Source organism: Bradyrhizobium glycinis (assembly GCF_016031655.1).
In the GTDB taxonomy this organism is placed as follows: domain Bacteria; phylum Pseudomonadota; class Alphaproteobacteria; order Rhizobiales; family Xanthobacteraceae; genus Bradyrhizobium; species Bradyrhizobium glycinis.
In genome coordinates this window covers 33635-45886 of the sequence record NZ_JACCHQ010000029.1, presented here as the reverse complement: position 1 = coordinate 45886, position 12252 = coordinate 33635, and the positions used below count along the sequence as shown (strand labels likewise).

At 65.2% G+C, this 12252-nt stretch carries 16 protein-coding genes and 1 riboswitch; of the genes, 8 read left to right on the top strand and 8 right to left on the bottom strand.

Annotation, left to right across the window (positions count from 1 at the left end; all coding sequences use genetic code 11):
- Positions 1-165 precede the first annotated feature (165 nt).
- Positions 166-303, top strand: a complete 138-nt coding sequence (locus tag HZZ16_RS30725) for a hypothetical protein (protein WP_007614812.1) — start codon at positions 166-168, stop codon at positions 301-303.
- Positions 304-341: 38 nt separating this feature from the next.
- On the opposite strand, the gene HZZ16_RS30720 is transcribed toward HZZ16_RS30725, so the two are convergent.
- From HZZ16_RS30720 to HZZ16_RS30710, 3 genes are all read right to left on the bottom strand, one after another.
- Positions 342-488, bottom strand: coding sequence for a hypothetical protein (locus tag HZZ16_RS30720; RefSeq protein ID WP_027545961.1), 147 nt, complete (start codon positions 486-488; stop codon positions 342-344).
- A 347-nt stretch (positions 489-835) separates the two neighbouring features.
- Positions 836-1312, bottom strand: a complete 477-nt coding sequence (locus tag HZZ16_RS30715) for a MaoC family dehydratase (RefSeq protein ID WP_197953692.1) — start codon at positions 1310-1312, stop codon at positions 836-838.
- Positions 1312-1764 (bottom strand): MaoC family dehydratase, encoded by a 453-nt coding sequence (locus tag HZZ16_RS30710; RefSeq protein WP_197953691.1) that lies wholly within the window; start codon positions 1762-1764, stop codon positions 1312-1314. The genes HZZ16_RS30715 and HZZ16_RS30710 overlap by 1 nt, the downstream gene beginning before the upstream one ends.
- A 180-nt stretch (positions 1765-1944) precedes the next feature.
- Here HZZ16_RS30710 and HZZ16_RS30705 point away from each other — a divergent pair, with 180 nt between their 5' ends.
- Positions 1945-2241 carry a DUF4282 domain-containing protein gene (locus tag HZZ16_RS30705; protein WP_028134403.1) on the top strand — a complete coding sequence of 99 codons (297 nt, stop codon included), beginning with the start codon at positions 1945-1947 and terminating at the stop codon, positions 2239-2241.
- A 135-nt stretch (positions 2242-2376) separates the two neighbouring features.
- Here the strand turns inward: HZZ16_RS30705 and ychF are convergent, their stop codons facing one another.
- The 4 genes from ychF to HZZ16_RS30685 all read right to left on the bottom strand — a co-directional run bounded on the left by ychF (position 2377) and on the right by HZZ16_RS30685 (position 5430).
- On the bottom strand, positions 2377-3474 hold the full coding sequence (ychF, locus tag HZZ16_RS30700; RefSeq protein WP_197953690.1) for a redox-regulated ATPase YchF: 1098 nt from the start codon (positions 3472-3474) through the stop codon (positions 2377-2379).
- Between the two features lie 123 nt (positions 3475-3597).
- Positions 3598-4203, bottom strand: a complete 606-nt coding sequence (gene pth / locus HZZ16_RS30695; RefSeq protein ID WP_197953689.1) for an aminoacyl-tRNA hydrolase — start codon at positions 4201-4203, stop codon at positions 3598-3600.
- 58 nt (positions 4204-4261) lie between these two features.
- Complete coding sequence (locus HZZ16_RS30690; RefSeq protein WP_197953687.1) at positions 4262-4981, bottom strand: 50S ribosomal protein L25/general stress protein Ctc; 720 nt, start codon at positions 4979-4981, stop codon at positions 4262-4264.
- Between the two features lie 185 nt (positions 4982-5166).
- Entirely contained in the window at positions 5167-5430 is a 264-nt protein-coding gene (locus HZZ16_RS30685; RefSeq protein ID WP_197953685.1) for an accessory factor UbiK family protein, read from the bottom strand.
- Positions 5431-5628: 198 nt separating this feature from the next.
- On the opposite strand from HZZ16_RS30685, the gene lgt reads away from it, so the two are divergent.
- The 5 genes from lgt (at position 5629) to HZZ16_RS30660 (ending at position 10326) form a co-directional block, all read left to right on the top strand.
- Positions 5629-6474, top strand: a complete 846-nt coding sequence (lgt, locus tag HZZ16_RS30680) for a prolipoprotein diacylglyceryl transferase (RefSeq protein WP_197953683.1) — start codon at positions 5629-5631, stop codon at positions 6472-6474.
- A gap of 20 nt (positions 6475-6494) precedes the next feature.
- Complete coding sequence (locus HZZ16_RS30675; protein ID WP_197953682.1) at positions 6495-7613, top strand: class I SAM-dependent methyltransferase; 1119 nt, start codon at positions 6495-6497, stop codon at positions 7611-7613.
- Positions 7610-8377 carry a peptidoglycan editing factor PgeF gene (pgeF, locus tag HZZ16_RS30670; RefSeq protein WP_197953681.1) on the top strand — a complete coding sequence of 256 codons (768 nt, stop codon included), beginning with the start codon at positions 7610-7612 and terminating at the stop codon, positions 8375-8377. Before HZZ16_RS30675 ends, pgeF begins: the two co-directional genes overlap by 4 nt.
- 171 nt (positions 8378-8548) lie before the next feature.
- Complete coding sequence (locus HZZ16_RS30665) at positions 8549-9178, top strand: hypothetical protein (RefSeq protein ID WP_197953680.1); 630 nt, start codon at positions 8549-8551, stop codon at positions 9176-9178.
- A gap of 194 nt (positions 9179-9372) precedes the next feature.
- Positions 9373-10326: a ribose-phosphate pyrophosphokinase gene (locus tag HZZ16_RS30660; RefSeq protein WP_197953679.1), complete on the top strand. Its 954-nt coding sequence runs from the start codon at positions 9373-9375 to the stop codon at positions 10324-10326.
- Between the two features lie 115 nt (positions 10327-10441).
- On the opposite strand, the gene HZZ16_RS30655 is transcribed toward HZZ16_RS30660, so the two are convergent.
- Positions 10442-11002, bottom strand: coding sequence for a 6,7-dimethyl-8-ribityllumazine synthase (locus HZZ16_RS30655; protein ID WP_197953678.1), 561 nt, complete (start codon positions 11000-11002; stop codon positions 10442-10444).
- 78 nt (positions 11003-11080) lie between these two features.
- Positions 11081-11239, bottom strand: a riboswitch (FMN riboswitch).
- A gap of 433 nt (positions 11240-11672) precedes the next feature.
- Here HZZ16_RS30655 and HZZ16_RS30650 point away from each other — a divergent pair.
- On the top strand, positions 11673-12173 hold the full coding sequence (locus HZZ16_RS30650) for a type III secretion system chaperone family protein (RefSeq protein WP_197953676.1): 501 nt from the start codon (positions 11673-11675) through the stop codon (positions 12171-12173).
- Positions 12174-12252: the final 79 nt, after the last annotated feature.

Genomic DNA, 12252 nt, shown 5'->3' with positions numbered 1-12252 from the left:
TCTCAGCATTTCTCCAGTGTGGCCACTGGGTCCCGGCTCTGCGCAGCAGCGTTGCACGCTGCAGCGCGTCCGGGACACGAGACTCCGCTTTGAACCCTCCGCCCCTTCCCGACGACCAACGCCAATTGCCCGTGCAGCTACGGCCGGGCTCAGGGGACATTTCAGATGGAAAGCATTCGGCCCGACACCACGGATCCGATCCCGTTGCGGCCCGCGCCGAATCAATTCGGCACGATCATGCTGCGCTTTGTCGGGCTGCTGGCGGTCGCGATCGCCATCCTGGCGTTTGTCTATAGCCGCTGAGCTGCGGCCGGATGCCGGCCGCGATCGTTAACGAATTCTTACCGGGCCGCTTCCACGGTCGAGGCTTCCAGGGTGTAGGCGCCATCGGCATAGCCCTTCACCACCATGCCGGCGACGAGCATCACGGCCAGCGTCGCAGTCGCGAAGATGAATCCAACAAATTTGAGTGCGCCGCGGTCAGCCATGGTCCTCGTCCCCTGTCGTCTGCCAATTCGTTTCAAATAGACAGCGACAGGTTCATAATTAGTTAGCAACTCACTGGTTCCGCCAAAACGCGGGGTCACCATGTTGCGCAGGCTTATGGCAGCCACCCGGAATCGCGTCCATAGCGCGCGGGCAACACTCGGCTGGTTTCTCTTCTCCCTCTCCCCGTTCTTACGGGGAGAGGGTTGGGGTGAGGGGCCTCTCTCCGCAGATGCGGTTGTCGAAAGCTCTGTACCCCCTCACCCGAATTCGATCTGCGATCGAATTCGACCTCTCCCCGCGAGCCGGGAGAGGTAAAGGAATCGCGATCAGCTCGATCGATTCTAAATCACCCCTTGCGCAGCGGCACGAAGGCAGTCGCGGTGATGGAATAGACCTCCTCGCCGCGCTCGTTGGTGCCGGTGGTGCGGACCGTCAAAATGCCCCAGCCGGGACGCGATGCCGAGGTGCGCTTGTCGACGACCTCGCTGACGTAATTGACCGTGTCGCCCGCGAGCACCGGCCTGATCCAGCGCAGGTCGCGAAAGCCCGGCGACGGGCCCCACACCGCAACCTCTTCGCCGCGCGAGACGGCCTCGCGCGCCAGATGCTGGCCGTCGGCGACAAGCAGGCTCATGCAGGCCGAGCCGACATGCCAGCCCGACGCGGCGAGCCCGCCGAACAGCGAGTTCTTGCCCTCCTCCTCGTCGAGGTGAAAGCGCTGCGGATCGAACTTGGCGGCGAATGTCTTGATCGACTCCGCCGTGAACGTATAGGTGCCGATCTCGCGGCGCTGACCGATCGCAATGTCTTCGAAAAACCGCATCAGGCCGCTCCCTCGCGCCGCTTGATCAGGATCGGCGAGGTCATCTCGGCGAGCGCCTGCCCCGCCGCATTGCGCGCGGTGCATTTGAACTTGACGATGCCGAGCTCAGGTCGGCTCTTCGAGACCCGCGCCTCCACGACGTCAACATCAAGCGTGAGATCGTCGCCGGGCCGCAGCGGCGACAGCCAGCGCACCTCGTCGACGCCAGGAGATCCCAGTGACGCGGCGCGCGTGATGAAGCCGTCGGCCATCATCCGCATCATCAACGAGCACAGGTGCCAGCCCGAACCGGACAGGCCGCGCAGCATGCTCTTGGCCGCTGCCGCCTCGTCGAGGTGCATCGGCTGCGGATCGAACTCGGCGGCAAAGGCCAGGATCTCGTCGCGGGTGACATGGCGCGGGCCGAACGTTCCGAACCGGCCGGGCGGGAAATCTTCGAAGGTCAGGGTCATCTCGGGAAAGCTTTGCGGGAATGACAGATTGTGGCCGCACTTTGCGGCAATCTCAACCCGCCGGCCCGCATGGCTCGTGCTACATACTCGGGATCGGCGTTGATTTGAGTCGGATCGGTCGACGGCCGAAGCCCGATTTGAAGTCCCGATTTGAAGTCCCGATCTGCCCTGGGGAGAGCAATGTTTTCATTCAGCGACCTGTTCCAATGGGACCGCTTCATCACGCCGACGATCATCAAGACCTTCTACTGGCTGGTGATCGCGCTGATCTGCCTGTTCGGCCTCTCCGGCATCTTCTCAGGGTTGGCTGCGATGGCGATCAGCCCGTTCGGCGGCTTTCTGGTGCTGCTGTCGTCGATCGCCAGCGTCGTCGTCGGCATCGTGTTCTCGCGCATCGTCGCCGAGCTGATCCTGATCGTCTTCCGCATCAACGAGCATCTCGGCGCCATCAGGGACCAGGGATCAGGGATGCGGTAGCCCGTCATTCCGGGGCGCGCGCAGCGCCGTAGGGTGGGCAAAGGCGCAAAGCGCCGTGCCCACGATCATTCCGCGATATGAGGAAGGCGGTGGGCACGCTTCGCTTTGCCCACCCTACAGCACCGATGTTGGTGCCTACGTATTGAACCTGAAATGCATCACGTCGCCGTCGGCGACGACGTAGTCCTTGCCTTCGAGGCGGAGCTTGCCGGCATCGCGGGCACCGGCTTCGCCGCCGAGCGCGACGTAATCGTCATACGCGATGGTCTCGGCGCGGATAAAACCCTTCTCGAAATCGGTGTGGATCACGCCGGCCGCCGCCGGCGCCTTGGTGCCGCGATGGATGGTCCAGGCGCGCGCTTCCTTCGGGCCCACGGTGAAGTAGGTGATGAGGTCGAGCAGGGTGTAGCCGGCGCGGATCAGGCGATCGAGGCCGGCTTCTTCGAGGCCCAGCGTCTCCAGGAAATCCGCGCGCTCGTCACGTGAGATGGTCGCGATCTCGGATTCGATCTTGGCGGAAATGACGACAGCGACCGCGCCCTCCTTCGCCGCCTGCTCCTCAACCGCCTTGGAGAATGCGTTGCCGGTTGCAGCCGAGCCTTCCTCGACGTTGCAGACATAGAGCACGGGCTTTGACGACAACAGGCCGAGCATCGAGAACGCCCGCTCCTCCTCCGCCTTGCGCTCGACGAGGCGCGCGGGCTTGCCGTCACGGAGCAGCACCAGGGTGCGGTTGACGAGATCGAGCTGCTCCTTGGCGTCCTTGTCGTTGCCCTTGGCCTTCTTGGTGAGATTGTCGACGCGCTTCTCGAGACTGTCGAGGTCGGCGAGCATCAGCTCGGTCTCGATGGTCTCGATGTCCGCGAGCGGGGCGATCTTGCCCTCGACATGGGTGATGTCGGAATCCTCGAAGCAGCGCACCACATGCGCGATGGCGTCGACCTCCCGGATATTGGCCAGGAACTGGTTGCCGAGACCTTCACCCTTGGAAGCGCCGCGCACGAGCCCGGCGATGTCGACGAAGGTCAGCCGGGTCGGGATGATCTGGCCCGACTTGGCGATCGCCGCGAGCTTGTCGAGCCGCGGATCAGGGACGGCGACCTCGCCGACATTCGGCTCGATGGTGCAGAACGGATAGTTCGCGGCCTGCGCCGCGGCCGTCTCGGTCAGCGCATTGAACAAGGTCGACTTGCCGACATTGGGCAATCCGACGATCCCGCATTTGAATCCCATGGTGGTCCTGGCCTCCGCGCTCCGCGCGTCAATGTATTCCGAAGTCGTCATGCGCGGGCTTGACCCGCGCATCCATCGTCTTCGCAGGATGGATCGCCGGATCAAGTCCGGCGATGACAGGCGTTATTCCTTGCCGTTCTCGTCCTTGGTCAAAAATCCCTTCGCCTGCATGGCCAGATGCACCCTGTTGGCGAAGGTCGCATCCGTACCCTTGGCAAGCAGCCCGGCGTGCTCGGCCACCGCGTCGCAGAGCGTCGTCACCCATTCGTTGTCGGCCTTGGCGAAGTCCGACAGCACGTGGCCGTGCACCAGTTCCTTGACGCCGGGATGACCGATGCCGAGCCGGACCCGGCGATAATCGTTGCCGATATGCGCCGAGATCGAGCGCAGGCCGTTATGGCCGGCGATGCCGCCGCCGATCTTCACCCGCACCTTGCCCGGCGGCAGCTCGAGCTCGTCGTGGAACACGGTGGTGTCGCCTGGGGCGATCTTGAAGAAGCTCGCCGCTTCCTGAACGCTGCGGCCGGACTCGTTCATGTAGGTCGTGGGCTTGAGCAGGATCACGCGCTCAGGTCCGAGTGCACCTTCCGAGGTCTCGCCCTGAAAGCGGCGGCGCCACGGCGCAAAGCCATGACGCCGCGCGATTTCGTCGACGGCCATGAAGCCGATGTTGTGCCGGTTGCGTGCGTATTTCGCGCCGGGATTGCCAAGCCCAACAAAGAGTCGCATGACGCGGCGCGCCCCTCGCTCGGCGCGCGGCGAGGAGCCGCGCGCCAGCTTTGAGAGATTACTTCTTCTTGTCGCCGCCGGCGGGAGCCTTGGCAGCAGCGGCGGGAGCAGCAGCAGCCGGAGCCGCGGCACCAGCGGCCGGAGCTGCCGCAGCGCCCGGGGCCGCACCAGCAGCGGCAGCCGCAGCAGCAGCCTTCTGCTCTTCGGCGTACCCGGACGGCGGCACGATGGTGACGAGGGTCGCGTCCTCGCGGGTCAGCGCCTTGACGCCGGCCGGCAGCTTGATGTCGGCCAGATGCAGCGAGTGGCCGATCTCGAGCGAGCCGACATCGGCCTCGATGGATTGCGGGATGCTCTCGACGCCGCATTCGAGCTCGATCGCGTGGGCGACGATGTTGACGGTGCCGCCGCGCTTCACGCCCGGGGAGGTTTCCGCCTTCACGACGTGCAGGGGAACGCTGATGCGGATGGTGGCGCCTTCACCCAGCCGCATGAAGTCGACATGGATCGGGAAGTCCTTGACCGGGTCGAGGTGGTAGTCGCGGGGAATGACGCGGTGCTTCTTGCCCTCGAGGTCGATGTCGACCAGCGTGGTCAGGAACCGGCCGGCAAGGATGCGCTGGCGCAGTTCACGATCCTCGATCGAGATCGTGAGCGGGGGCTGGTTGTTGCCGTAGATCACTCCGGGCACTCGCCCGGCGCGACGCTCAGCCCGGGCGGCCCCCTTGCCGCTCTTCGGACGTGCGGTCGCCTTCAATTCCTTGACGGTCGTCGCCATGTCGTTAAGTCCTTGTTTTTGCAAAAGTTAATGGGCCGCAAGGCGGCCCATGGCATGGTCCGCAGCAAGCCTCCAGGGGTGCGGGGGCCGCGGACGTGGCGGGCTTTTACCCGGAAGCTGCGGAAATGACAAGGAGAATGGGCTGGTACCCTCCCCTGGAGGGGGAGGGTTAGAGAGACCGCGCTTTACGACGTCGGGGTCCCCCCCAGCCTTGCCTCCAGCGCTGCGATCCGCGCTTTCAGCGCCTCGTTCTCCTCGCGCGCCAGGCGCGCCATGTCCTTGACCGCCTCGAACTCCTCACGCTTGACGAGGTCCATGTCGCGCAGGAATTTTTCGGCCTGGCTGCGCATCACGGAATCGAATTCGCGCTTGACGCCCTGAGCAGCACCGGCGGCGTCGTTCATCAGGCGGCCGATCTCGTCGAAAAACCGGTTGCTGGTCTGGGTCATTGCGGGCCTCCGATAAACTTTGCGCGAACTCACCGAGACAATGGCAATCCGACGGGGTCGGTTCAAGGGCGAAGCGGGCGGTATCCTTGTCATGCGCCGGTTTCCTTGCAATCGTATTCAACGTCCCTGCATAAGAGGAATCACGGGGCGTCAGCCGGCGCCCGACCGCCGCGACCCCGCTTCGACATAGAAGGCGCGATGCCGCTTCTGCTGATCGACTTCCCCGCCTTCAACCCGATCGCGCTCGAGATCGGTCCATTCGCGATCAAATGGTACGCCCTGGCCTATATCTGCGGCATCGTATTCGGCTGGCTCTATGCCCGCGCGCTGCTGAAGAGCGAACGCCTGTGGGGCGGACCGGCACCGATCTCGCTGGTGCAAATCGACGACTTCATCCTGTGGGTCACGCTCGGCATCATCCTCGGCGGCCGCGCCGGCTACGTGCTGTTCTACAACCTGCCGTTCTTCATCGATCATCCCGCCGCGATCTTCAAATTGTGGGAGGGCGGCATGTCGTTCCACGGCGGCTTCCTGGGCTGCGTCGTCGCGGTGATGTGGTTCGCCCACCGCAATGGCATCTCGATCCTGTCGCTTGGCGACATCACCACCGCGGTCGCCCCGGTCGGGCTCTTGCTCGGACGCATTGCCAATTTCATCAACGGCGAATTGTGGGGCCGCGCCACCGACCCGAGCCTGCCCTGGGCGATGATCTTCCCCAACGATCCGACGCAGCTGCCGCGCCATCCGAGCCAGCTCTACCAAGCCGGCATGGAGGGCATCCTGCTGTTCACGGTGCTGGCGATCATGATCCGGTTCGGTGCGCTGAAGCGGCCCGGCATGATCCTTGGCGCCTTCATCCTGGTCTATGGCCTGGCCCGCATTGCCGGCGAGCATTTTCGCGAACCGGACGCGCAGCTCGGTTTTCTCTGGGGCGGATTAACCATGGGCATGCTGCTGTCGATTCCGATGCTTATTGTCGGCCTCATACTTATTGTATGGGCTGTCAGGCGCGGTGCGCCGACGCCCGTCCAGGCAATTCGTTAATTCATTTCGAGAAGATCGCCGTGACCGACCAGCCGCTCCTCAACGAGATCAAGGCGCTGATCAAATCATCCGGGCCCATGCCGGTCTGGCGGTACATGGAACTGTGCCTGATGCATCCGCGCTACGGCTATTACGTCTCGCGCGATCCGCTCGGGCGCGAGGGCGACTTCACCACGGCGCCCGAAGTCAGCCAGATGTTCGGCGAGCTGCTGGGCCTGTGGACCGCCTCGGTCTGGAAGCAGATGGGCTCGCCGCAATTCTTGCGGTTGATCGAGCTCGGCCCCGGCCGCGGCACCATGATGGCGGATGCGCTGCGCGCGCTCCGCGTGCTGCCGCCGCTCTACCAGGCGCTCCACATCCACATGGTCGAGGTCAATCCCGTGTTGCGGGAACGGCAGAGCGCGACGCTCGCCAACGTGCGCAACATCGCCTGGCACGACAGCATCGACGAGGTGCCGGAGGGCCCGAGCGTCATCCTCGCCAACGAATATTTCGACGTGCTGCCGATCCACCAGATGATCCGCCACGAGAACGGCTGGCACGAGCGCGTGATCGAGATCGATCCCAACGGCAAGCTTCAGTTCGGCGCGGCGCCGGAGCCGACGCCCCGCTTCGACGTGCTGCTGCCGCCCCTGGTGCGCGCCGCCCCCATTGGCGCCGTGTTCGAGTGGCGGCCGGACGGCGAGATCATGAAGCTCGCCACGCGCGTGCGCGACCAGGACGGCGCGGCGCTGATCATCGATTACGGCCATCTGCGCAGCGATGCCGGCGATACGTTCCAGGCCATCGCGCGCCACACCTTCGCCGATCCCTTGAAGGCGCCGGGCCAGGCCGACGTCACCGCCCATGTCGACTTCCAGGCGCTGGCGCGCGCGGCCGAAGATGTCGGCGCGCGCGTGCATGGGCCGGTGACGCAAGGCGACTTCCTCAAGCGGATCGGCATCGACACCCGCGCCGCCGCCTTGATGCAGAAAGCAGCGCCCGACGTCGCCACCGACATTTCGGTGGCGCTCAAGCGCCTGACCGATACCGGGCGTGGCGGCATGGGCTCGATGTTCAAGGTGCTCGGCATCTCCGAGCCGCGACTGACAGGTCTTGCCGGCCTCAGCGATCTCGAACAGGCAGGAGAGGCCTCATGACGATTGCTTCGTCGCTGCTGTCCGCCGTGCCCGGCCTGCGCCATGCCTTCTTCACCCGCGAAGGTGGCGTCTCCGGCGGCATCTATTCCGCGCTGAACGGCGGGCTCGGCTCCAACGACGATCAGGCGCTGGTCGCCGAGAACCGGCGCCGCATGGCCGAGCATGTCGGCGTTGCGCCTGAGCGCTTCCTCAGCCTGCACCAGATCCATTCGCCCGACGTGCTCATTGCGGAGACACCGTGGCCGAGCGGACCGCGGCCGAAAGGCGATGCGCTAGTGACGAAAACGCCAGGCATCGCACTCGGCGTCTCCACCGCCGATTGCGGGCCGGTGCTGTTCGTCGATCCGAAAGCGCGGGTGATCGGCGGCGCGCATGCGGGGTGGAAGGGCGCGCTGACGGGCGTGCTGGAAGCCACCATCGCGGCGATGGAGAAGCTCGGCGCCACGCGCGGCGGCATCATCGCCGCGATCGGCCCGTTGATCCGCCAGGACAGCTACGAGGTCGGCAACGAATTCGTCGCGCGCTTCATCGAGGCGGATGCGGAGAACGCCATGTTCTTCATCCCCTCGGTGCGCGAGGGCCACGCGATGTTCGATCTCGCCGGCTACATCCGCCAGCGGCTGGAAGCCGCCGGCATCCTGATGATCGACGACCTCGGTCTCGACACTTACGCCGACGAGCGCTTCTTCAGCTATCGCCGCTCGGTGCATCGCAAGGAGCCCGATTACGGCCGCCACGTTCACGCCATCGCGCTTGAAGCGTGAACACAGGGGCAACCCCGTGTCATTCCGGGGCTCGCGAAGCGAGAACCCGGAGAAATGGATTCCGGGTTCGCGCCAAGTAGGCGCGCCCCGGAATGACCGTGCGCAGACAGTGGCCTGTGTCGCGCCCGCCCTAGACCTTAATCGATTTTAACGATATCGCTGCCCTCCATAATGAGGGACGCGTCATTCATCTTCCGCCGCGCGGGTTCGCGCGTGCTGGCCGTCATGCTGCTGGCGGCAGCGGCCGCGCTGGGCGGCTGCGCCGGTGGTGGCGGCAGTGCCGTCAATTCCTATGCGATGGCCCCGAGCGCCAGCAGCGGAGCCACGGTCGCCTTCGAATCGATCGACGGGCCGCCACCGCAAGTGTTCGACCGCATGGTCGGCGTGCTCGACAGCGAATCCAAGCTGCGCAGCCTGTCCGTGGTCTCCCGCGAGGGCACGGCTGCCTATCGTGTGCGCAGCTACCTCTCCGCCCAGGTGGTGCGCGGCAAGACCGTGATCGCCTGGGTCTGGGACGTCTACGACGCCAACCAACAGCGCGCGCTGCGCCTGTCCGGCGAGGAACCGACCTCGGCCAAGGCTGGGCGCGACGCGACACGTGATGCCTGGGCTGCTGCCGACGACCTCGTGCTGCGGAAGATCGCCCAGGCCGGATTCAGCGGACTTTCCAACATGATCAACGGAACGCCGGATGCCCCTGGCGCGGCTCCGGCATTGCGGGGACCGGCGGTGGCCGGTGTCGTCAAGGACGCTCCCGCGCCGGATATGTCGGCATCAGTGCTCGGCTATGCCGAGCCATAACCCCCGCTAAACCACGGCCCCAACTTGCGGCCAAGCCGTTGGCCCGACTCAGGATTTTCAAAGGGAAAACGTAGCATCCCGGGTTGCCATTGCGGCCTTCCGCCTGATATTTCCTCGCCCGTCGTAACCGTGCTGCCAGCGGGTATTTTCTGATGTTGAAGGTCGTATCCAGCAAAGCGCGGGAGGAAGCGTCCATGTCGGCCAAAAACGGCTCCATCAAGCTCGTCGCCGGCAACTCCAATCCGGCCCTCGCCCAGGCGATCGCGCAGGGCCTCGACCTGCCGCTGACCAAGGCGGTGGTGCGGCGCTTCGCCGACATGGAGATCTTTGTCGAGATCCAGGAGAACGTCCGCGGCTCGGATGCCTTCATCATCCAGTCGACCTCGTTCCCCGCCAACGACCATCTGATGGAATTGCTCATCATCACCGACGCGCTGCGCCGCTCCTCGGCGCGCCGCATCACCGCGGTGCTGCCCTATTTCGGCTACGCCAGGCAGGACCGTAAGTCCGGTTCGCGCACGCCGATCTCGGCCAAGCTCGTCGCCAACATGATCACGCAGGCCGGCGTCGACCGCGTCATGACGCTCGACCTGCACGCCGGCCAGATCCAGGGCTTCTTCGACATCCCGACCGACAACCTCTTCGCTGCGCCGCTGATGGTGCGCGACATCAAGGACAAGTTCGACCTGACAAAGACGATGGTGGTCTCGCCCGACGTCGGCGGCGTCGCCCGCGCGCGCGGCCTCGCCAAGCGCATCAATACCCCGCTCGCGATCGTCGACAAGCGCCGTGAGCGGCCGGGCGAGTCCGAGGTCATGAACGTGATCGGCGACGTCTCCGGCCACACCTGCATCCTCGTCGACGACATCGTTGATTCCGGCGGCACGCTGGTGAATGCGGCCGATGCGCTGCTCGCCAAGGGCGCCAAGGACGTCTACGCCTACATCACCCACGGTGTGCTCTCCGGCGGCGCCGCCGCGCGCATCGCCGGCTCCAGGCTGAAGGAGCTGGTGATCACCGACTCCATTCTGCCGACCGAGGCGGTGACCAAGGCGCCGAACATCCGCACCCTGCCGATCGCTAGCCTGATCTCGGACGCGATCGCGCGCACGGCGGCGGAAGAATCGGTGTCGAGCCTGTTCGACTGACACCGTCATTCCGGGGCGGCGCGCCAGCGCCGAACCCGGAATCCATCCTGCAGCAATTTCTTGTCGATCAATGGATTCCGGGTTCGCGCTTCGCGCGCCCCGGAATGACCATTGCCTACCCCACGATCCCCGCCGCGACCTGGCCGCGCAGCCGCTCCAGGCCGTGCAACGTCTCCGCGCAGGCGGTCGCGACCTCGACGCCCTTGATCGCAAAGTGCTTGCGGAAGAAGTCGTAGTGCACCTCGGTCTCGTGGAATTGCTGCGGCGTCAGCACGGCCGAGAACACCGGCACCTCGGTGCGCAGCTGCACGTCCATCAGCGCCTTGATCACGGTGTCGGCGACGAATTCATGGCGGTAGATGCCGCCGTCGACGACGAGGCCGGCCGCGACGATCGCGGTGTAGCGCCGCGTCTTGGCGAGGACCTGCGCGTGCAGCGGGATCTCGAACGAGCCCGGCACCTCGAACACATCGACGTGGGTGAGGTGGCGGGCTTCCGCCTCCTTCATGAAGGCGATGCGGGCTTCCGCGACAACGTCGCAGTGCCAGCAGGCCTGCACGAAGGCCACCCGCTGCGGCTTGGCGAAGCGCGGATGCGAAGGTGCCGGGTCCGCGGGAACCGGCGGCGGCTGTGTGTGGGACGTTTCGGTTTGGGGATCTTGCAGCATCTGATTCATGGCTTTCCTCGGTTTAAGGACCAGAATCAGGGCACACGGAACGACAAAACAGCCGCACCTCGCGATGCGTCTGCCAGCGACCGTTCTCTTTCATCCGGACTTTAACCGTCGGCTTCGGAGTCGCACCGAATCTGCTGACCCTTCCCTTCGGGATAACCCTCGCGGAAGGCGCTCGCGGGCTTGGGCCTTTCGGCCCTTACCGCCGGTGGGGACTTTCACCCCGCCCTGAGAACATCGGCCGTCCGGAATGAACGGCCTGGGCGGAACTATGCCGCCGGCATGGCGGCGCGGCAAGCGCGTTCCGCATGGGCAGAGCGCATGGTCCCATGCCCGCACGGCGGTCCCGCCCTCGCCCGGCGGAATTTGCGGCGGGCGCTTTTGCGGAATCCGATTCCGGTTTGTTCTCGTCTGTTAAGAATTGTGGCGGAGATGAGCTGTGGACGAACGAGTCCTGGCTTGTGGACGGACTCGCGACCCCGTTGCGCAGATTCCGCAAATCACATCACTTGATCCGCGACAGGCCCGCGCTGATCCGAGGGATCGCAACAGCGACTCTGAGGAGATTGCAAAGGCGATTTCGAGGGGACGCCGTAGCGACGTTTAGGGAGCGCGCGTCGGGCCCAACCGCGTGCGTATCAAAGACAACAAGAAGGCAAGAGGTCGAGACGGCATGTCCCTGCTCGAAGGCACTATCGATTCCAGGAACCATCCGCTCGCGGTGGTCGAGGACATCGCCGCCAGCAACAACTGGCCGTTCGAACGTTCCGGCGAGGACGAGCTCACCATTGTCTCCAAGGGGCAATGGACCGACTACCAGCTCTCCTTCACCTGGATGGGGGAGATCGAGGCGCTGCATCTGGCCTGCGCCTTCGACATGAAGATTCCGCTCGCGCGCCGCAGCGAGGTGCAGCGGCTCGTCGCTGCCGTGAACGAGCAGCTCTGGGTCGGCCATTTCGACCTGTGGACCAACACCGGCATGGTGATGCACCGTCAGGCGCTGGTGCTGCCGGGCGGCCTCACCGCCTCGCCCGCGCAATGCGAAGTCATGCTCGCCGGCGCCATTCATGCCTGCGAGCGCTACTTCCCGGCGTTCCAGTTCGTGGTGTGGGCCGGCAAGAGCACGGCGGAGGCGATGGACGCGGCGATGTTCGATACGGTCGGAGAAGCGTAGGGCTCGCAATGCATGGGGAGCCGCAGCTCCCTCCCTACGTCATCCCGGACAAGCGCGCCCAAAGCGCGCGCCGATCCGG